Genomic DNA, 21,506 nt, shown 5'->3' with positions numbered 1-21,506 from the left:
CCGTTGCCGCATAGGTAGCGGGTTTTTTGGTATTTTTCCAGCAATTTAGCAATGAATAACTTTCCTCTTTTTGATAGTATTATTCGTCGAGTAACGAACTATGAATCTACAATCTATCATAAAAAAGAAGGTTATTTGGTATGAGTTCCAAACGATCACGTTGGTTAGCCAAGCTTACCCTATCAGCAACGGCAGCCATCACAATATTCACAACATTCTCTTCATACTTAGCTGCTCCAGCAGCAGCATCCGGCGCTACGTTCCAAGATACTGCACACAGCTATGCCTATCAGTCTATTATTTCCCTGCACGCTAAAGGAATTTTGAACGGTACACGACCTGGTTACTTCTCTCCTAAAAAGGCTGTTACCAGAGCCGAATGGGTTACCGCACTGGACCGTACACTCGGTCTGGAGCCTGTACAAGCACCCGTTCCCTCCTACCGAGATGTTGCCAAAAAGACGTGGTACTATGGATGGATTGAAGCGGCTTCGCAGCTCAATATCGTTCAGGGGGGAACGTCTGCCACATTCCAACCTAATAGTCCTATAACCCGTCAAGAAGCGGCTTTGATGATCGCACGTCTCATCCGCTCTTCGGGCGGATCAGGAGATGCTACTTCCTCCTTTACAGATACTGGCGAAATTGCAGATTGGGCTCTTGATGCGGTAATCACCGTAAATCGTTACGGCTTTATGAAAGGTGAAAGTAACTATTTTCGTCCTGCATCCTCTCTGACTCGTGAAGAAACAGCGGTCTTACTGGAGCGACTGCTAACGTATTCAACAAAACATGCTAACCAAACTGCTTCCACTGCTTCTTCCATCCGAATTGGCTGGCAATATGATCAAACCATTCAGCAGTTTGAAAATACGGTGCTCCAATCCAACATCAACACCCTGTCACCACGTTGGTTTTTTCTGAATGAAACAGGTATTATCAGCGATTATACCAATTCATCGCTGCTCACCTGGGCCAAACAGCATCATAAAAATATCTGGGCGATGGTAGGCAACCGTTCCAACCTGGCACTGACGCACCAAATTTTGTCCAGTGAGGTTCTACGAAATACAACCATAAGTCAGCTTGCTAATGCTGTATCTGTATACGGTTTGAACGGACTTGTCATTGATTTTGAAAATGTAGATGGTCAGGATCGTGCCAATTTAACATTGTTCGTCCAACAATTAAAAGCTAAGTTGAAGAGTCAGAATACGGTACTGGCGATTTGTGTATCTCCTGATTACGGAACGGACTGGACTGCCGCCTTTGATTATAAACAGCTTGGCGCTGCGGCAGACTATCTGATCCTGATGGGATATGACGAGCATTGGGGAGGTAGCTCGATCCCCGGCTCTGTGTCCTCACTGCCATGGCTTCGTGAAAGCGTGCGGCGTTTTGTACAAACCACCTATCCGGAGAAAGCGATCTTGGCGTTGCCATTATTTACACGGAACTGGACGCTTAACGCTAGCGGGCAATCAATCGCTTCCTCTGATATTTCACTAGATCAGCAAAACCAGCTCATATCCCGTTCCGTCTCCCAACCAATCTGGAATGAGGATATTCAGCAGTATACCGTGTCTTACAAAGACACACAGCTTCATAAGTTGTGGCTCGAGGAAGGACGATCCTTCACTCGTAAGTATCGCTTGGGACAGGATGCTGGGTTTGCTGGCTTCGCCTACTGGTATGCGGGCGGAGCCAGCTCTGATCTGTGGTCCAGTGTAAAAAACGCTGACCGATTTATAGAGCGTGGTTTATAAAATACAAAGCCTTCAACCTCACATGAAAAGTGAAGTTGAAGGCTTTTGGCATACATACTTAGCATCGGCCTATGACCGATATGCAACTTTCCCGTTTACAACGGTCATCCGTACCTTAACATCAAGTAAAGCTTGCGGGCTTTCCGATACATCACGGTCAATGACTGTAAAGTCAGCGGCTTTCCCTTCAGCTATCGTCCCTCTTTCATCAGCCTCACCAGCTGCTACTGCGCTTCCCGTGGTAAACAAACGAATGGCTTCATGTACATCCAGCTTTTCAGCGGGAAGATAGCCCTCATGCATTTCTTCCGGTTTGGCACGAGTCACTGCCGCGTGAATACCAAGAAAAGGGTTTAACGGCTCAATCGGCGCGTCACTACCTCCAGCACATGGAATACCTGCTTCCAGCAGCTTTTTCCAGGCGTATAAATATTCCGTCCGCTCTTTCCCCACCCGATCCAGTACCCAAGGGAAGTCACTTGCGACAAAACGGGGCTGGATGTCCGCAATCAGCGGCAGCTTCGCCATTCTCTTGACCAAATCCCCCCTAAGCACCTGTCCATGGATCAGGCGATCTGGCAAACCGCTTTCCTCCGTGAGCGCATGGGCCTCCATCGCTGTCAAAATCATGTGCGCTGCCCCATCCCCTATTGCATGTACAGCCACTGGAAAGCCTGCGGCCCTGGCAGCTGCCACCATCTGATTCAGCTCTGGCTGCGGTTGAATCGCCATTCCGCAGGTACGTGGAGCATCACTATAGGGTTCAGACAATAATGCCGTTCTTCCGCCAATAGCCCCATCGGCAAACATTTTTATCGCACCAATTTTAATCCACTCATTTCCAGTACCTGCACGCAGCCCTTGCATTTTCGCTTCTTCCAAAAATGGATGATAGATGAGCTGGTGTGTGCGAAAAGGAAGGCCTTCTTCTCTCAGCTCCCTGTAAATTCGCTGCATCGTCTCCACGCTGCCCAAAAAACGTAAATCCTCTGTGTGCGCAGCAGTCAAACCAAGCCTTAACGCATCCATAGAAGCCCGCCGAATCGTATCCTTCTTAACCGAATAATCCGGTTCTGGCTGCACGCTAGTAAAGGCAAAGGAGGCTTCCTCATAAACCAATCCGTTCAACCGTCCATCTGCGTCTCGTCCATAGGCCCCCGAAGCCGGGTCAGGGGTGTCCTCGTTAATACCCGCACGTCGAAATGCCTCTGAATTGGCCAAAAACGTATGAAAGCACGTACGAGTGAGATATACCGGATGCTGATCTGTAATGGCATCCAGCTCGGATATATCCGGAATTTCAACAGGAATAAAAGCATTTTCGTTCCAGTTAAGTCCTAAAATCCACTCTCCCGGCGGTGTTACAGCGACCCGTTTGCGTAGCATAGCCAGCATCTCGCCCTTGGAGGTAGCTGATGTTAAATCGAGCATAGATAACTTCATACCATGCATAGACAAATGCATATGTGAATCGGTTAAGCCTGGCAGTACATAGGCATCTTCCCAATCCACGGTTTCATATTCCTTACCGGACAACTGCAATTCAAGCTCCCGAGCATATCCGACGGCCTGTATCCGACCCTGCTGTACAACGATGGAGTCTCCTTTGGAAGCCCACTCCCCATACAACCGGCCGTGCTTGAACAAAACGAATGTCAACGCCACTCATCTCCTTTTTTCAACTATACGCATATCCACTACATATTAAGCCTGTGTTGCCACTTCCAAGCGTAGTGTATTTATATCTATCTGCTGCACCTGCTCGGCAAATTGGTCATGAGCTGCACAGACAGCCATTTTATAATCCTGATCCAGCTCATACTGATTAAAATGACAATACTCGGTGGTAAAGCCCTCTGTCGTGAAGCCTATGAATGGTTGTGCCTTTAGCTCAAATGAAAAAGACTTCAAGGGTAGGGTTAGTCCCTGCCCTACGGCCTTGACAAAGCTTTCCTTAAGCGTCCATAGATCGTAAAAATAGGATAAGCGGCTGTCTGCATCCTGACGCATTAACGCATTATACTCTGTGTCCGAAAAGCACACCCTACCTACCTCAAAATCAATAGGACGAAGCTGCTCAATGTCGATTCCAAGCGGGTGATCATCAATAGCGCATACCACCCATTTTCCCGAGTGAGAAACATTAAAATGGAATGCAGGTGCATTTATTAAGGAAGGCTTACCGAATGCATTGTATGTAAATTGAAGACTGGCATTCGATACCTTCAATTGCCGGCAGGCCAACCATCTTAGCAACACATCGGCATATAAGCCCCTCAAAGCATCTTCCCGATGTAAAAAACGATCTAACTTGTGCTGCTTTTCTAGTGAAACCCGATGTACCAGTAATTCATAATGCTCCTCAGCTTCCGGCTTGCTCGTATCAATCGCGTATATTTTCATGGTCGCCTCCTATATACCTAATGAATATCAGCCAGTTTGTAACACTCACCGTTCGATGGAAGTCTGTTAGATATGGATGGCGTGTGCCGTGTACATGGTCAATATACTACTCTAGCACTTTCAATTCAATATGGATACAATTGGGATAAGTAGCTCTATTAAAACTACTTTATAGAGACCATCAATGAAAGCGCTTTAAAACAGCACATACAGAGGAGGACGAAACAATGAAATATGATTTTGCCCGCTTGCTGTGTATTATGCTCTCTATTTTGCTGACGTTGAGCATTTTTCAGATGTTTTCACCTAAGATCGCTTCAGCCGCTTCAGCGAATGTCGTGAATGGCATTCAGTTTAAAGATACAGATGGAAACGTGGTCCATGCCCATGGGGGTGGTATGATTAAAGTAGACGGTTACTATTATTGGTTTGGTGAAAATCGTAATCCTAACGGCACGTTCAAGGCGGTATCCGCCTACCGTTCCTCTGATTTAAAAAACTGGGAGTTTCGTAAAAACGTACTGACCAGCAGCTCCGCCGTAGAGCTGAATGTTTCGAATATTGAACGTCCGAAAGTGATTTATAATGAAAAAACACGCAAATACGTATTATGGATGCACAAGGAGAATGGGGTTAATTACAACGAGGCCCGAGTGGCTGTCGCCTCCTCCGATACGGTGGACGGCGATTACACATATCAGGGTAGCTTCCGTCCTCTGGATTACGATTCGCGCGATATGACCGTATACAACGATAACGGTACAGCTTACCTTATTTCGGCTACCCGGGTAAACGCGGATCTGAACATTTATCGTCTGACACCGGATTTTCTGCAAGTTGAGTCGCTAGTGACTACACTTTGGCCTGGACAATACCGTGAAGCTCCAGCGATGTTCAAAAAAGGAGACGTCTACTTCCTGATTACATCTGGGGCGACCGGCTGGAATCCCAATCAGGCCAAGTATGCTACCGCATCCAGCATTGAAGGAACCTGGAGTAATACGATAAACTTCGGGGACGGTACGACTTATGGTTCTCAGTCGGCTTACGTGATTCCTGTTGAAGGGGCCCAGACAACTTCATACCTGTATTTGGGCGACCGATGGGCGGGTGCGTGGAGCGGTCCTGTGCAGGATTCTCAATATGTATGGTTGCCACTACGTTTTCCAACAGCGACTTCATTAGCTATGGATTGGTTCGACAGCATTAATATTGACACCGCCAGTGGTGTGGTCGAGGGGATAACAACGCCCCCCATTGCCATTGATCCGGATGCCTATTATCAGCTAGTGAATCGCAAGAGTAATAAGCCACTAAGCATTATTGGCAATGCAACGACGGACGGCGCAGACCTGGAGCAGCGTGCAGATTCTGGTGCAGCAAACCAGCAATGGCAGCTCAAAGATGCAGGCAGCGGATATTATAAAATTGTGAACCGCAACAGCGGAAAGCTAATTGGTGTTGAAAGCGGTACTACAACGGATGGTACAGTTATTGAGCAGTGGAGCGACGGAGGCTGGTCCAGTCAGCACTGGCAATTAGTATCCGTAACCGGTGGTTATTACAAGCTGAAAAATCGGGCAACTGGCAAGCTGATCGATATTTCTGAAGGCGCCACCGCCGATGGAGCCAAAGCCATTCAATGGGGCGATAATGGTGGGACAAATCAGCATTTCCGTGTAGTTAAAGTAGAATAGCCCAAGTTATTTTCAAAAGGAGCCGTATTCCGAGCAGATCATGGTGACTGCTAACGGAAATAACGGCTCCTTTTTACGTAAAACGATGAAATTGATAATCTTTAGTACGTTATAGTTCCCACGGATAATCTGTTGTCAGAAAACTAGCCAGCTGCTTGCTTTCTTCCCTCCGCTGACGCCGTATGGCTGCGCGTGATGGAGCCGTCTGGTGCAATTGTAACTGCTCTTCTGTTTCTGGAATCACCTGCGGCACGGTCACTTTACGGTTGTTCTCGTCCAATGCCACAAAGGTCAGGAAGGCGGTGGCTGCGATTTTTCGGTCGCCAGTCATTAGTCCTTCACGAATTACCTTTACGAACACCTCCATCGAGCTACGGCCTGTCCAGGTTACGAACGCTTCTAGCGTGACAGAATCACTCGGATGGATAGGTAGCAAAAAATCCACCGAATCCGTAGAGGCTGTAACTGTGTTCGTACGACACAGCTTAGCAGCTGCAATAGATGCGATATCGTCGATATACGACATCAATCGGCCGCCGAAGAGCGTGTTATGATTGTTGATATCGTTGGGAAATACTCGGGATGTCTTAAAGCAGTAGGTTTCTCGGATGTACTTGCTTTCCATGGGTTCTTTCCTCTCTTTTCCTCGTTGCTCTCTTTTATATCTCAGGATTTTGCAAAATCCTGATGTGGAAGCCTGTTTTAGACTATGCTAATCATCCCACTAATCCGCATAATAAATCAATACATAAAAATCGGCATCCTCATCCGAATCATTGCGGTAGGTATGTATGTCAGATACTTGAAATTGCACGGCATCCCCTGCACTCAGCTTGAGCTGTTGCCCCTGCATCTCAAAGTACATTTCCCCACGGATCATGAGAATCGTTTCCTCTCCCAAATGCTTCTCTGCCTGGTGTGTAAAGCCTGGCTTCAGACTTACCGTGAACACCTCAAACTTCTTTTCAGCGTGATACGGGAATACAGGGTAAACAAAATAGTTACCGTCTTCATCAATAACCGGATGCAGGTCTTCCCTTCGAATCTTCGTGATTTGCGGCGGGTCTTCTTTAAGAAAGGTGGAGAAGGATACGTGCAAACCGTTCGCAATTTTCCAAAGGGTTGTTACCGTAGGATTGGATTTCCCCTTCTCAATCTGAGCCAGCATTCCTTTGCTGACCCCTGTCAGTTCAGCCACCTTATCCAAACTTAATCCTCTAGTCTTCCTGATTTGAGCCAAATTAGAGCCAATAATATACTGCATTGAATCCACGGACGATGCCTCCTTGTATCCAAAAGTCTATATATGAAGAATACACAAAAGACTGTGTGTTCGCTATATATAGAAGCCGATCAAGGTATATACAAGGCTTAAACGGGAAGTAGGCATGCTATAATTTACTGTAATATGGTCAGGTTCCTCGTTAACTTCAACATGCCAATAAAAACATTTGACATTGAATATAAATGTCCTTAAACTTCACTTATTAAAACGTTTTTCAAAACTATTGTAATATCCTGAAGGAGGGCTGCTATCCTATGACTTTTCCGTCCCTGAACACCCAACAGGTGAGAAAACCAACGTTGACTATCTAGGAGGGACTAAATTGAATTCGCAAACCCGCAAGTCCCGTTACATGTACACGATGCAGCTGGCGACAATTTTTATTGGCTTTATTGTATTTGGCATCTCGGAAAATATTAAAGGCCCTGCTATTCCACGCATTCAATTCGACTTCAATCTGGATGAACAGCAGCTCGGAACATTGTTGTCTCTAAACGCACTTGGTTATTTGATTGCCTGCTCGTTCACCGCCGTTCTTGTCCGTAAGTGGGGAATCAAGGCGGTCAGCATCATTTCCTTTGCTTCCATGATCATCTCGGGAGTGTTCATCTATCTGTCGCACACGTATCCTTTCTTCGCCTCGTCCTACTTCTTGATGTATATTGGGAACGGCATGCTGGAGATTGCGCTCGCCATTTTGGGGGCGAGGATTTTTGTGAAAAATACCGGCACGATGATGAATTTGTCCCACTTTTTCTATGGGCTCAGTTCAACAGTCGCCCCTTTGCTGGCGACGGGCGTCATGTCACTGACGATATTTGGACATACGCTGGACTGGCGGGGGATGTATCTGGCTATGTTGTCTCTCTGCCTGCTGCCGATTGTGGCCGCGCTGCTCAGCACCTTCCCGGGAGACGATCTGCAGCATGAGGAACGGACCTCACTCAAGACCCTAACCCGCGATCCGGCACTCTGGATGATGGTAATGATCCTGTCGTTTGGGGTAGTCTCTGAGCTCGCAGTTGGGGGCTGGCTAGTTAACTTCTTAGAGAAAGCGTATTCATGGAGTACGGTGAAGGCGTCCAGCATGCTCTCAGCGTTCTTTCTTACCTTCTCGTTGGGGCGCCTGTTGCTTGGTCCGCTCACTGACCGGATGGGGTTTGTGCTTTCGACGATTCTATTCTCCGCCTTCTCAGCGATATGTACGTTCGCAGCAATCGCGGGTGGGGAGAGACTGGCGTTTCTCTTTGCCGTATCGGGTGCAGGCATTGCAATGATCTATCCGACCGTGATGGCGTTCATAGCACGGAGATATCCGAAGGATAGTGATACAGCTATTACATTCGTCGTCACGCTGATGGGTATAGGTAGTGTCATTGGCAACTATGTGATCGGCTGGGTAATCGAAGGGGTCAAGATAGTCTACGGCGCAACTACTGAGCTTGGCATGTTGCGCGGGCTTCAGGCGGGATATGGAGTTATCGGTCTATGCGCAGCCATCTGCGCGGTCTCGGGAATTATTCTCTACAGATATCTGAAAAAACGGCAGGAGCTTATATAAGTCACCATCTTAGGGTTGTCCCATAAGTCATGAACTGACTGGGACGCCCTTTTTTTACGAACTCCCCATTCAGTCAAAACAGTCCTTGTATGAACACATCCGATTTGAACACCGCTTTTGGATGCTGGCTGCTGCCAAATCGTCTGCAACCGGAACACGAGCGAAGCTTTTTGGTAAATACATAGCCTTCCTTGGGTCATCAATAGTAAATCAAACAGCTTTTTAAGGGCAATTCTCCTGTAGTCTACTTTATTAGACTGTAATTCTTCTGATTAGAAGAGTGTAGCCGAGAACGGATAATAAGACTACGTGTTCGCTATAGGTACTATTCAATATAACATACAATTGTGTAATATATTGATACATTACGACTTCCGTTATATACTATTAAAAAATTTATACACTGGGGGTAAGATTAAAATGTCCATAGCTTCGGAGTTGAGCGGAACGAAGCATGATTCACTCAGCTTTTTACAAGGGGTTAAAGATTGCATTCCTACATTGCTTGGTTATGTATGTATTGGGTTCGCGGCAGGGATTGTGGGTGCTTCGTCAGGGGTTAGCACCATGGAAATTGCCCTGATGTCGGCGCTTGTATACGCAGGAGCCTCCCAGTTTATTATGTGCTCCATGCTGGCTATAGCCAGTCCTCCATCTGTCATTATTTTAACGACATTCATTGTGAATGCCCGCCATCTGCTGCTAAGTGCATCGTTGGCTCCTTACTTTTCTAAATATTCACTATGGAAAAATATAGGTATCGGCGTTCTTTTGACGGACGAATCCTTTGGGGTAGCGTCGGATAAATTGGCTAAAGGCGGGCAGGTCAATGACCGCTGGATGAACGGGCTTAATATTACAGCTTATCTCGCCTGGATTGCATCCTGTGTGGCAGGAGGGATTCTCGGAAACTGGATTTCCCGACCGGAGGTTTTTGGTCTGGATTTTGCCTTGCCTGCGATGTTTCTTGCCCTACTCATTTCCCAGCTCCAAAGTGTCCATACCTCCAAACTCAAGCATCGTCTGCTGCTTGTGCTATGTATGGCTGTTCTGATGTACCTTTTGTCCTGGTGGGTGCCGTCACATATTGCTGTCATTGTAGCGACCATGATCACCGCAACGATTGGAGTGTTAACCGACAAATGAACATTAATCCCCATGTCCTGTATATCATTATCGGTGCCATGATTGTCACGGCGATCCCAAGGATCATTCCCTTTGTCGTGCTGCAAAGGCTGGCGCTACCCAAGCCAGTGCTACAATGGCTTTCCTATATTCCTATTTGTATTTTCACTGCACTCGTGATGGAAAATCTACTCGTCCGAACCGAGACCTCCGTCACTTTTAATGGGCAAGTGCTTATGGCTGTCTTTCCAACGCTAGTGACCGCCTTGTGGAGCAAAAACCTGCTGGCTACCGTCGTTGTCGGTATTGTGAGTATGGCTGTAATTCGACTGTTGTGGTGAAAATAAAAGTTACCCTCCTACAATAGGAGGGCGTCTGTCCTTTCTTAGGTTCCACCTGTCGTCCTTACTAACGAGGGCGACAAATCTCCTTCCTCAAAACCATGCGCTCGTTGTGAAAGATACGAGGAGGCTTGCAGCCTGAACATTTCTGCATACACTCCGTCTATATCCATTAAGTGTTCATGACTACCTGCTTCTACAATTCTGCCCTCCTCCATTAAAATAATGGTATCCGCCATACGTGCGGAAGACAATCTGTGTGAAATAAACACTCCTATTTTCTCATGAATAAGCTGATCAAACTTTTGAAAAACCTCTTTTTCCGCGTGTGGATCCAAAAAAGAGCTCGGTTCGTCCAAGACATATATATCGGCATTTCTCATAAAAGCCCTGGCTATTGCAATACGTTGCCACTGTCCTCCAGATAGCTGCTGTCCATCTTCAAACCATTTTCCAAGCAAGGTATTCATTTTATCAGGCATGCCGACTATCAAATCTGTAATTCCCGCCTTATCTATAGCTGTCCAAATAGCCTCATCATTTTCTCTGGAAACCACATTCCCAAAGCCTATATTATCTCTAACAGCCATCTCATAATGTACAAAATCCTGAAAAACAACGCCTATTTTTTCTCTAAAACTGTCTTTATCCAATTCATGTATAGAGTGTCCATTAATTAAGATTTCTCCTTCAAAATCGGAATACAGATGAGTTAGTAACTTCACAATCGTTGATTTACCCGATCCATTTCTCCCTACAATGGCCAGCTTCTCTCCTTGATGAAGCTTGAAGCTAACATTAGAAATGGCATTCTCCTCCGTGTTCGGATATCTAAACGATACATTCCGAAATTCAATACTGTGAATAGCGGACAAAGGCAATTGCTGAACTGATTTTTGTATTTTTGCCTCTTCTGGCATATCCAAAAAGTCAAATAGCTGCTTGATATATAAATTATTTTGACACAAGCTTAAAATCCCTTGTACAATGCTCTGCGATGTTGACTGGGTTAACGTGATACCCTGAATTAAGCTCACCAAGTTCCCCACTAAAATTTGACCAACATAAGTGGCTTGTATGGCCATGAAAATAATAAATGCACACGCACCCTGATTTACAATCTGAAATACAAGAGAAGTATAGGATCTACGAACCGCTAGCACTTTATCCTCGCGATAAAACCCTTCGAGTATCGTTTTGTATCTTTTTCGCAGATAGTCTCCCAATTGAAATATTTTCACTTCTTTAAAACTATTATCTCTTGTCACTAAAAACGACAAATACCAGGATTCACGTTGTCTTCCTGCTCTTTGAAAGTGAACATTAAATTCTCTTTGCCCGATACGTAAAAAAGAATAGAATGATAAGCATGGAATGAGAAAAATGAATAAGAACGCCCACCATCTCCATGCGATGAGAATAGCACCCGTCGAGAATAAGGTTACAACACTGCTAATAATGGCAAGAATTTGAGTAAATATTTCAAACGGCCTAAAATCTGCCTCTCCCTGAGCACGTTGGAGCATATTTTGCACATCTGCATCCTCAAACGACTGCAAAGACATCTTTTGTGCTTTTTCAATAATTCTGATATTTACCTGGTTCGATAGCCGGCTTTGAAACATTTTACGAAAAAAGCTTTCGCCAATATTGATCAGATCGTACAGCAAATTGACACCGATCAAGACGCCAAAAGCTATAAAAACAGGTTGAAAGCTGCCCCCTGACGCTCCGGCCACGACACTGTTGATTAATTCTCTCGTGGTTAAAAGGATCACAGCAGGAATTGCACCCTTCAATAAATTCGTAATGAGTATAGCAATCAAAAAGGAAGGATGTGTGTCCCAAAGCAGCCTGAATATACGAGGCCAAAATAAAAAGGTACGAAATATATTTTTATAGGACAAAGAGATCAGGTCATTGGTTTGTCCATTAGACTGTGACATAGCTTACCCCTTTCCTATGCAACAGGTTAGCTACTGTATGCTTAGCTAAAGCCATACATTTTATTTCTCGCTCCCTATTTACACCAAGCAGACGATTCAAATGCATATGAATGATACTGCCTAAAATATCATCAGGAGGATTGGTAAGTTCGTGATTATTTTTAGCCAGGATTATCGCTTGAGCATACTGCTGAATCATAGTCTGTCTTTTTTCTACAAGCGCTAAGAAAGCAACCTGTGTGTTCGTATCTGCTTGTCCAATCCATTCATAATTCGATTCTACAGCGGTAATCAATGTTTTTTTGACATCCCTGAACGCCTTCATATGAGGCTTGCAATCAATTCTCTCTTCTAGCCATTTCACTTGCTCCTGAATCGTTAAACCAAAACCACTCAGATAATGAATAATGTTAATCACAGCCGCAATCTCTATGTCCAGATTGAAAGCATTAGAGCGAATTCCCTTCATATAGGCGATGACCCATTGACTATCCACGTCAAAAACCTGTTCTGCCAGCTCCATAAGTGTCTGTCCTCCATACCTCTCCAATTCAGGATGGTATGTATCTATGACCATATTCGTTATTAGCCCCTCTTCACGTAACTCGGCTGCCCACTGATTTAATTGCGCCAAACCAGCTGCCCATAGCTTATCGGGCTCTCCCTGAAAACGTAAACGGATATGATGTTCAGGATCAACGTATCGCAAAAAGTAAAATTTTCGACTCCAATCCTTAAACCCCGGCTGTTTTAAGAGATGCCCTAGGCTTAAGCCTACCAGGTCAGTCTCTCTTTCCTTGACTCCGTACAATTTAAGGTATAGCCACTCCCCTCCTGGAAATATGCCTCTATGAATGCTGGAAGGAGGATGAGCAATGAAGTTTTGAGAATCCATATGGCTTTGTGAACTAGGGATACTCGGTTTCACCTTTATTTTTTTCTTCTTTAGTGGAAACACAAATTCTCCCATATATCTTCCTGCCGTCCCCTGTACTGGGGTATGGAAGGGATTACCCAAACACTCGGTAAGAAGAAGTTCCTGTCCTTCACGTGTCTTGCTCACCTCATGTAGCAATTCTTTGATATGGAAGAGGTTGCATAGGTCTAATAAAAGGCGATTATCCCCCATCGTTAGGTAAACATAACGCGGTACATTCCATTGTTGTCTCCACACATGGAAAAGTTCTTCTCCTTCTTTGGACTCGCATGATTCTGAAATATTCAATGAAGCTTTGCTCAGTTTCCACTGCGCAGCACTAATAATGATCTTTTTATAAACTAGTCTTGGCAAAAAAGGGGACTGCTCTAATGGCCCCCAGTCAAAATAAGACCATGTACCAATCTCTTTATTGGTAATATCCGTTAGAAATCTGAAAATATGTGGTGAAAGCTTGTAATTCAGCATATGTGTTTGCAAGGGGATTATTTCCTTACCCAAACGTCTGGACTTGACATAAAAACGATCATGAGTAGCACCCACCACTAAATCATCAATACAGAGTGTATGGTCCTCATCTTTAGAAGAGGTGGTTCCCGACACAATCTCATATGCCATTAAATTTTTGCTTAATGAGATATTTGATATTTTCCCCTGTTCCGGCATAAAAACCATCTCTGACAATAACGCATCGGGATGAAAGCATCGGTGATGATCATATATTTCAGAGAATTTTTGTACAAACTCCTCACTCAACATATCCAGAAAACGTCCAAAGGTTTTACCCGCTCTATTCGAGCCAGCACTGGCTCCAAGTAAAAGCGAATAGTCTCCAGCATCAACTTTTTCAGGAGAATCAGCAAATATACTGTAATAGATCTCCATTGATTCTGGGGAAGTGTCGTAGTTATCGGAAATCATCAGTTGCTCTAATTGTTCATCTGTAAGGGCGAGTTCTATTTCATGTTTAGAAATGGCATCCGAAACCCATTGAAAGAGAACTGCGTTGCGTTTAAATGCCTCCATGCCCATTGATTTTTTTTCATTTGAACGATACATTTCCGGTATACCCAGACCCCAATCCTCATCAAACAGTTCATGAATAGGAACCTCCTGATACACACCGTACTTTTCCAAGAAACGATTCAAATATTCAGCCAATTCGTCCGTTTTGGGGGATGCATACAATTTGCACATGACTTCAGCCCCTAATGAAACCTCATCAAGCACATGTTTCGGCAGCGTTACTTCTTTATCCAATTTAACATCAACTTGTACAGGTGTTTTTACAGAAATGATATCCAGCATTTTGTCACATAATTTCCGGTAGACCTTCTCTCCTTCTCCAATCGTGCATTGATTATATTGAAGTAACAAAGCATCAATTTCGTGTAAAATGTGAATCCAAGGATCGGAAATGTCCAGATTTTTAATTTTTTCGAATATGTAATGAAAGGGTGAATGATCCATTAACGGAGGTCTAAGCTCGCTCAAAATAAACTCTTGCTCTACTAGTTGCTGCAAATAATCAGCTATGATTTCCAAAGTAGCGTCAGGGAATGCCTTTAATAGTATTTCTTTCAGTTCCATCACCCGAATTGGATGTTCTGCAGCTTCAAACGTCATTCGAACAACGTCAGTAAGCCGAATGGAATTAAAAATTTCTGCCGAATCATCAGCTTCTGCTGCTCCATGCTTAGGTCGGAATGGTAATTTGGCTCGATTTCCTTTGATCATAACCGTTTTGTTTAGGAAAACCTTTAGTTGATTAAATATGGCCGGATCAGCTTCTATTTTTTGAATCAGTTTATATATCCATTCCATGTCGGGTCTAGCTCTCTTCAGATGCTTAGGATAGCTACCAATATCCAGATCGGTAGTCTTCCCGCAAATCCCCTGCCCCACTCCTGAAAATAACCCAAATGGAGTCGTTCGGGTAGTCATCCGAATAAAATAACGATAAAAGCTATTCAGCGTCTTCTCATACTTTTGTAGCTCTCCTTTATCATCCAAAGCATGACCATCATTCAAGTAATGTAAAAACTGCATTAGGGACGGAGAGGCTAATGATATGGCTTCTTGAACAACAGCTTCTTGGGATATCAACTTTAATCGACGAGTTATTTCCTCCAAAGTAAGCTGGCTGTCCACATCTTGATCCGAAAACACCTGAAAATATCGGTCTAGCGATAGTAATGGAGCTCTGATTAGAAAAAAATCACATGCACTAAACCATCTTTCATCCCGATCTCTCACTTCATTATGTAGTTTATGCGCATCAGTGTAATGCAGTTGTCTCTTCACAACTGACCACCTCCAAGTTTTTAGGAAATATATTCAACTTGTAACCGATTCCATGACATGTTACCAGAATTTTTGGATGACTTGGATCATCTTCTATTTTCTCTCTCAATTTTCGGATGTGCACATACACCGTATTAGACGTAGTAAAAGCATCCACTCCCCAGACTCTGTCTATAATGTGATCAATCGTAGAAGCACACTCTTTTGCAGTTAGAAGATACATTAATAATCGGAATTCCATCATAGTCAGCATATGCTCATGCCCTTGCTTCCAAATAACCTTTCCAGCAGGATCAAAAATGACATTGGGTGATAAACTAATAGCCTGCTGTTCTCTTTCCACTCCATATGCAGATGAAGCCATTGAAAACAGTTGTTTGAGGAGATCCAATTGCCGTTGGTCATCACTATGATAGGAAAGAAAGATAAATGGAACCGTGAATTTTTCTTTAATGGTGTGCCAGTAAGACAAGTCCTCTAGCGTTATATGATCCTGATTCAAAGCTACACCGATACACTGCTCATCAATCTCCGGTAGAGCCTGGTAAAGCGAATCATAAAACATGATTCGAATGTTTTCTGGAGTGCTTAAAGTCTCAAAAAAATGCTTAATCTTCCTAAAAGATGATATAACCATAAATTTTTGTTTCATCTAATCCCCCCAAAACCAATGCTTCAGATAAGCAATAAGGTAGAGCGCCCTTAAGAAATTAGAAACAATTCACTCCATCTCCCTGAATATTTAGGATGTTCTTTCCCAATTCCATAGTCCAGCAAACTTAACCCAATCCCTGTTGCTCCTTGCAGTATTCCTACATTATGAACATGAGTTGTCCCCTCCAAATCCCGGTATCCAAATGGGAGCTCTTCGTCGTATAAATTTACTAACTTTAAAGCTATCTGATCGGCAAAGTGTAAGGCTGCTATATTACCGGTTAAGCTATAGAATCTATGAGCCATATGAAGCAAACCGGCCAACCCGTGACAGAAAGTAGGGGATAGCGCGTTTAGTAGCTCATCATCTAAGCAAAATATGGATTCCATAGCTTTTTCCGCTATCTTTTTCCATTCTTCATTACTACACTCAATTCCTGCTCTGAATAATGTCCAAGCTATTCCAAAGGTTCCATGACACCAGCCTTCAATTTCTCTCATCCCTACTTTTTTCTCTCTCTTGTTCATTGAAGACGCTTGAGAGTTTACAGGCCAATACCAGCCATATTGATCCTCCTGAATTTGAATAAGCAAAAAATCAGCTATATGTTTTATAGCCTCATGTAGTCCTTCAACTTTGATCTTTTTTTGTAGGGCAGTGACAAGCAGTGCAAGTATTCCGGTGATACCATGCGCCAAACCTAGATGGATTGAAGCCGAATCTTCCCTTGACGACAAATGTATATATTCAGGTATAAAGTGCGTAATGGTGTCTAATAATTGACGAGACAGATCACACATCGTCTTGTCTTCAGCAACCTCCAGAGTGTATCTGCCCACTCCGAGCAGCCCATTGATGATATCCATTTGCCTACTGAACTCTGTAATTGTGTCAATTACAGGTAAATCCCCCCACTTTACTTCAATATACTTATTAAGCTGAGAGATTAGTTTGTTATAATTAGCTCTGTTATTGGAAGCTAATAATATGCCATAAGCTACTCCTGTTGTTCCATAATAAAGAGAAATACGAGGCAATAATAATAGAGAGTTAGTATCTAAGTACCGTAACTGACTATGCACATGCTCTGCCCAATTTTGATCTGGCTCCAGGTAACCCCATTCGGACAACAGCGCAAACACACCCGGAATTCCATCGGCAAGCGAGCCAGGATTCCAAGGGGGATTTCCACGTGAAGGTGAAAGGTTGTTTGTATGATTAACTATCTTTTCTGTATATGATAGGTCTATTAGCTTTTGTGCTATATACTTACTGATTTCAACTGATCTCCCCTTCAAATCTTCAACCATAAATCCTTCCCTCATTTTCGTAACTGGAAAAGACACGGTTATAGAAACCGTGCCTTTTTTCCATGTATTTTCGTTATTAACACGTTTTGCAGAAGGTAAGACTAACTTGACAATTCAAAGTACCTGTTGCACATGAAGGAGTACAGATAATACCACTGGCTGGTTGAACTCCTTTTGGAGCAACCTCATTTTTAGCTACTTGCAAGTCCAGATCAAATTGATTTTTCATCTTGTTACCTCCTTTTATTTTTTACAATTTTATTATAAGTTATATAATCTTAACTAGACTTTATATAATTCTTACATTTGTCTTAATTTCAACGAGTACATTTAAGATAAACCTTCATTATTTTTTAGTATTTTTAAGGACAACACACTAGATTTTAGTGACAATATAATGAAGAAAAAAATAATGGAGGCTTTCATATGAAAATGGATAGTTTTGTTATACAACAATCCGACCAAGTTCGTGCAAGAGATATTAGTAAAAAAATTGCTTTACGTCTATGCGAGCCCGAATCCGTCTATGCAGCAGTCCATGCGGAACACAATGTTTCGCCAGAAACAAAGTACCACCCATGGGGAGAAACTTCACTTTCGCATGGTTACCCTGGTAACATTCATTTACTATCGCAATGGCGTGCCTCAGACCCTTCGTATGATTGGAATAGAGCCATACATTCAAACATGGCTCAGATCCAATCCTCACTTGCTAAAAATGGTCTTCACGATCTCTCTCTTTACAGTGGCTGGGCAGGCATCGCTTCGTCCGTAAGAGAGGCTTCTAATCATGGAAAATACTACAGTAATTTCTTACAGCAAATACATCAATGGATGATGCCTCTTACAGAGCAATGGCTTCAGTCGAACACAGAACAATTAAGCCTTCACGAAGGTATGCCCATGCAAGCCTTTGACACCATTTCGGGAGCTTCAGGGATTGGAAGATATATTTTGATGAACTCAACCGATCCTATCTGTACTCCTCTTGTTGAGCCAATTCTTCAATTTCTTACCGATCTTACACATCCCATACATATTCACAATCGTTATGTCCCAGGGTGGTACTCCCCGCAAAAGTTTCAATTTTTAGACCGGGATAAACGTAACTATCCTCTGGGCAATTTTAATTGTGGAATGGCACACGGGATTCCTGGACCGTTGGCTTTATTATCTGTAGCTTACAGTGCTGGAATTGAAGTAAAAGGCCAATATCAAGCGATCGAAACCATTACGGAATGGTTGCTTAAGTATAAATATGAAGATACCTACGGCTACTACTGGCCTCATGTCGTTCCATTTGAAGCTGAAACAGGCTCTTTGCAGTTTGATTTGGAACGAGCAAGAGAAGCATGGTGCTACGGTACACCCGGCATCGCCTGTTCCCTATTTCTTGCCGGAAAGGCTCTCCATAACGATAATCTGCAAAAATTGGCTGTGAAAGCTTGTGTCGGTGCAATCTCCTATGAGATAGCTAAGCGGGAAATGGACTCTTCTGCACTCTGTCACGGTCTTGCCGGATTACTTACCATCTCTTGGCGAATGTGGTGTCATAGTAAAGAGCCTGCGTTTCTCCCGCTTATTCAACAGTTAACGAATTGTCTGCTTGATCGCTTTCAAATGGATAGCCCACTTGGATATCTGGACCCCGAGCCAAGGTCAGATGGCTCTTTAACTTGGCTGACAAAAGCGGGCATGCTTGAAGGCGTTGCTGGGATTGCAGCTGCTTTATTAAGTGTTTCTGAGAACAAAGAGATCGGTTGGGATTACATCCTCATGCTATCCTAACTACAACCAGTCCCTATTCACAAACATCTTTCTTCCACCATACAGATAGGCTAAAAACGTAAAAATGACAATCAGTCCGAGACTATAAGGCTCAACTCTGGGTGCATAAGTCGCTGTTTGCGGCATCATAATATAATAAGGAATCGTAAAAGGAAACCACGCACCTATGGAAGAGTGAAAGCCTGTTATGACAATATTAGGAACCACACAACAAATGGACATTCCCAGAGAAGCTCCAAAATTCCGAATTTTTATCGAGAGCATAAGCTGTAGTGCTGCCAGGGGAAAAATCCCAAGCCACCCTCCCAAACCGGTAGAAAGAACGACAGACCAAGGGATTTCTCCTGGAGCACCTACTATATTTCCACTTACAAAATAGCCTACTATAAATATAAGCTGATCCAGACCCAGTATGAGAATGAGCAATATATATTTTGCATAATAAATTTGTTGACGAGGATACGGGCTGCTTAATAAAATCTTCCATCCCCCATCCCGATGCTCATACGCACACAAAAGAGAAGCGATAATTCCACAATAGAGCGGATAAAAAAACATAGAGTGAAATTGCGCTGAATACGTATATAAAGTTAACCAACTGGGCGAAAAAAACTGCTTCAAATCATTCAGTTCCAGGACTCCCATTAAAGAATTTATGACCGCATCCAATATAATGAGAATCCAAACCATGATCCATTGAAGCTTTATTGTCTCCACGCGTAAAATAGAGCCCATGTATCTTTTCCTCTCTATTTGAATTCATGCTTGGTAAACTGTAGTGTACCAAGTCCCGTAAAGATGACTCCTGCACTTAAAGCAACGATCACCCAAATCATGTGTTCCTTCATCAGAGGACTTGATAATGCAGGGTACGACCAAGGCAATATTTTAATCCACAGAATACTTGTGCGTGCCAAAAACAAGCTTGCAATTGAACCGAATATACCAAACGCTAATGGGAATGCCTGATTAGTGAAAAGCGTAGACAGCCAAAGTTGAATTGCAAGTACTGGTAGGGTAGCCAAGCTTGCATTAATCGGCTGTAACAACATGATCCGCCAAGGAATGGGTTCGTTTGTATATAACACCCAGATGAGGCTCATACCTGCTACAGTGATCAAGGCGGTACCCAACTGCAGAATCACAATCCATACGATTTTGGATAAATAGATATAACTTCTGGGAACAGGCATGGCCATAAGCTGCTTCCATGTTTGAGTATCATGCTCTGTACCGGCCATAATGCTCGCCAAAAGTGTACCGCCAAGCAGCATCACAAACGAAAGGAACATAAACATAACGGCAAAACCAGCGTAGACACCTCCCGGTCCTTGCCGAAAGTAAAGATACCATTCCACAGCAGTCATGCCTGTAAGTACACACCCCTGTATAAGAGGAATCCACCAGCATATTTTCTTCAGCTTAAGCCCCTCTGCCTTTATAACCCGGAGTATCATAAGCTTCGCTCCTTACCTGTCAGTTCCAGGAATATCTCCTCCAATGTTTTTTTCTTCTCTGTGACCCGATAAATGGGATGATTGTGCTCCACAAGCACCTTGATCATCTCCGAAGATTGTTGCCGATCTACAATAGGAGTCACGACCTCATTTTGTTCAATCGATTCAGCCCCGGCCGTCCACCCATGCTGAATCAGTGCACCGGCAGCCAGAACAGGATCTGGGGTTTCAATGAATAATTGAGGCTTGCTTTTGGCGGTGAGTTCCTTCATCGTTCCCTGGAAGATCATTTCACCCTGATTAATAATTCCTACATAGGTTGCAATCTGCTCAATTTCGCTTAATAAATGGCTCGAAACCAGTACCGTCATTCCGTAGGCGCCAGGGAGGCTCATAATTAACTCCCGAATTTCCTGAATACCAGACGGGTCCAAACCATTCGTCGGTTCATCAAGTATTAACAATTTGGGGTTGGCAATAAGCGCCATAGCAATCCCCAGTCTTTGTCGCATCCCCAAGGAATATCCCTTTACCGGACGATACGCATCCTTGGTTAATCTCACTAAATCCAGCACTTCATGAATTCTTCGGGTCGGCAGTCCACGCATGGTTGTAACGATTTCTAAATTTCGATATGCGGATAAATGGGCATAATAGGCAGGTGATTCAACCAAGGAACCAATATCCTTCAATATTTCCATACGCTGATCCTTCAGCTTTTTCCCAAAAATCTCAATTTCCCCGGATGTGGATTTAATCAGCCCAAGTAGCATACGAATCGTGGTTGTTTTACCCGCTCCATTAGGTCCTAAAAATCCATAAATCTGCTGTCCGGGTACCTGGAGATTTATTCGTTTTACAAATTCCCGTTTTCCAAAACGCCTAGTTAGCTGCTGTGTATGTATTACATATTCAGACATTTCCTGATCTC

General features: G+C 43.7%; 18 protein-coding genes. 6 read left to right on the top strand and 12 right to left on the bottom strand.

The features are described 5' to 3' along the window. Positions 1-140 precede the first annotated feature (140 nt). Positions 141-1,766 (top strand): S-layer homology domain-containing protein, encoded by a 1,626-nt coding sequence (locus MKY75_RS07585; RefSeq protein WP_340884881.1) that lies wholly within the window; start codon positions 141-143, stop codon positions 1,764-1,766. 69 nt (positions 1,767-1,835) lie between these two features. Here the strand turns inward: MKY75_RS07585 and MKY75_RS07580 are convergent, their stop codons facing one another. Both MKY75_RS07580 and MKY75_RS07575 read right to left on the bottom strand, forming a co-directional pair. Then, positions 1,836-3,425, bottom strand: coding sequence for an amidohydrolase (locus MKY75_RS07580; protein ID WP_340884878.1), 1,590 nt, complete (start codon positions 3,423-3,425; stop codon positions 1,836-1,838). A 45-nt stretch (positions 3,426-3,470) separates the two neighbouring features. Next, the gene (locus tag MKY75_RS07575; RefSeq protein WP_340884876.1) at positions 3,471-4,169 is read right to left on the bottom strand and encodes a 4'-phosphopantetheinyl transferase family protein; all 699 of its coding nucleotides are present in this window, start codon (positions 4,167-4,169) and stop codon (positions 3,471-3,473) included. A gap of 227 nt (positions 4,170-4,396) precedes the next feature. On the opposite strand from MKY75_RS07575, the gene MKY75_RS07570 reads away from it, so the two are divergent. After that, a complete protein-coding gene (locus MKY75_RS07570; protein ID WP_340884875.1) occupies positions 4,397-5,866 on the top strand; it encodes an RICIN domain-containing protein in 1,470 nt (489 codons plus the stop codon). A 109-nt stretch (positions 5,867-5,975) separates the two neighbouring features. Here the strand turns inward: MKY75_RS07570 and MKY75_RS07565 are convergent, their stop codons facing one another. Together MKY75_RS07565 and MKY75_RS07560 are read right to left on the bottom strand one after the other, a co-directional pair. Further along, positions 5,976-6,491: an acyl-CoA thioesterase gene (locus tag MKY75_RS07565; protein WP_013309488.1), complete on the bottom strand. Its 516-nt coding sequence runs from the start codon at positions 6,489-6,491 to the stop codon at positions 5,976-5,978. A 99-nt stretch (positions 6,492-6,590) separates the two neighbouring features. Then, positions 6,591-7,139, bottom strand: a complete 549-nt coding sequence (locus MKY75_RS07560) for a helix-turn-helix domain-containing protein (RefSeq protein WP_029516544.1) — start codon at positions 7,137-7,139, stop codon at positions 6,591-6,593. 334 nt (positions 7,140-7,473) lie between these two features. Here MKY75_RS07560 and MKY75_RS07555 point away from each other — a divergent pair, with 334 nt between their 5' ends. The 3 genes from MKY75_RS07555 (at position 7,474) to MKY75_RS07545 (ending at position 10,178) form a co-directional block, all read left to right on the top strand. After that, a complete protein-coding gene (locus MKY75_RS07555) occupies positions 7,474-8,712 on the top strand; it encodes an MFS transporter (RefSeq protein ID WP_340884872.1) in 1,239 nt (412 codons plus the stop codon). Positions 8,713-9,132: 420 nt separating this feature from the next. Continuing rightward, positions 9,133-9,858: an AzlC family ABC transporter permease gene (locus MKY75_RS07550; RefSeq protein ID WP_340884870.1), complete on the top strand. Its 726-nt coding sequence runs from the start codon at positions 9,133-9,135 to the stop codon at positions 9,856-9,858. After that, positions 9,855-10,178 (top strand): AzlD domain-containing protein, encoded by a 324-nt coding sequence (locus MKY75_RS07545; RefSeq protein ID WP_340884868.1) that lies wholly within the window; start codon positions 9,855-9,857, stop codon positions 10,176-10,178. Before MKY75_RS07550 ends, MKY75_RS07545 begins: the two co-directional genes overlap by 4 nt. Positions 10,179-10,222: 44 nt before the next feature. On the opposite strand, the gene MKY75_RS07540 is transcribed toward MKY75_RS07545, so the two are convergent. The 5 genes from MKY75_RS07540 to MKY75_RS07520 form a co-directional block, all read right to left on the bottom strand. Continuing rightward, complete coding sequence (locus MKY75_RS07540) at positions 10,223-11,977, bottom strand: ABC transporter ATP-binding protein (protein ID WP_340884866.1); 1,755 nt, start codon at positions 11,975-11,977, stop codon at positions 10,223-10,225. Positions 11,978-12,110: 133 nt separating this feature from the next. Beyond that, the gene (locus tag MKY75_RS07535) at positions 12,111-15,365 is read right to left on the bottom strand and encodes a lantibiotic dehydratase (protein ID WP_340884865.1); all 3,255 of its coding nucleotides are present in this window, start codon (positions 15,363-15,365) and stop codon (positions 12,111-12,113) included. Continuing rightward, entirely contained in the window at positions 15,340-16,017 is a 678-nt protein-coding gene (locus MKY75_RS07530) for a winged helix-turn-helix domain-containing protein (protein WP_165145125.1), read from the bottom strand. Before MKY75_RS07530 ends, MKY75_RS07535 begins: the two co-directional genes overlap by 26 nt. 50 nt (positions 16,018-16,067) lie before the next feature. After that, on the bottom strand, positions 16,068-17,330 hold the full coding sequence (locus MKY75_RS07525; protein ID WP_165145122.1) for a lanthionine synthetase C family protein: 1,263 nt from the start codon (positions 17,328-17,330) through the stop codon (positions 16,068-16,070). Between the two features lie 76 nt (positions 17,331-17,406). After that, on the bottom strand, positions 17,407-17,559 hold the full coding sequence (locus tag MKY75_RS07520; protein ID WP_023987834.1) for an FDLD family class I lanthipeptide: 153 nt from the start codon (positions 17,557-17,559) through the stop codon (positions 17,407-17,409). A 197-nt stretch (positions 17,560-17,756) separates the two neighbouring features. Between MKY75_RS07520 and MKY75_RS07515 the strand changes: the two genes are divergently transcribed. Continuing rightward, the gene (locus MKY75_RS07515; RefSeq protein ID WP_165145119.1) at positions 17,757-19,118 is read left to right on the top strand and encodes a lanthionine synthetase C family protein; all 1,362 of its coding nucleotides are present in this window, start codon (positions 17,757-17,759) and stop codon (positions 19,116-19,118) included. Here MKY75_RS07515 and MKY75_RS07510 read toward each other — a convergent pair whose 3' ends face one another. From MKY75_RS07510 to MKY75_RS07500, 3 genes are read right to left on the bottom strand one after another with little or no spacing between them, the layout of a single operon-like run. Then, positions 19,119-19,853, bottom strand: coding sequence for an ABC transporter permease (locus MKY75_RS07510; protein WP_165145116.1), 735 nt, complete (start codon positions 19,851-19,853; stop codon positions 19,119-19,121). Between the two features lie 14 nt (positions 19,854-19,867). Then, positions 19,868-20,575: an ABC transporter permease gene (locus MKY75_RS07505; protein WP_023987832.1), complete on the bottom strand. Its 708-nt coding sequence runs from the start codon at positions 20,573-20,575 to the stop codon at positions 19,868-19,870. Next, on the bottom strand, positions 20,572-21,495 hold the full coding sequence (locus MKY75_RS07500; RefSeq protein WP_023987831.1) for an ABC transporter ATP-binding protein: 924 nt from the start codon (positions 21,493-21,495) through the stop codon (positions 20,572-20,574). The genes MKY75_RS07505 and MKY75_RS07500 overlap by 4 nt, the downstream gene beginning before the upstream one ends. Positions 21,496-21,506: the final 11 nt, after the last annotated feature.

The organism is Paenibacillus sp. FSL L8-0663 (assembly GCF_038008125.1).
GTDB lineage: Bacteria > Bacillota > Bacilli > Paenibacillales > Paenibacillaceae > Paenibacillus > Paenibacillus polymyxa_D.
This window is presented reverse-complemented; position numbering and strand designations above follow the sequence as displayed.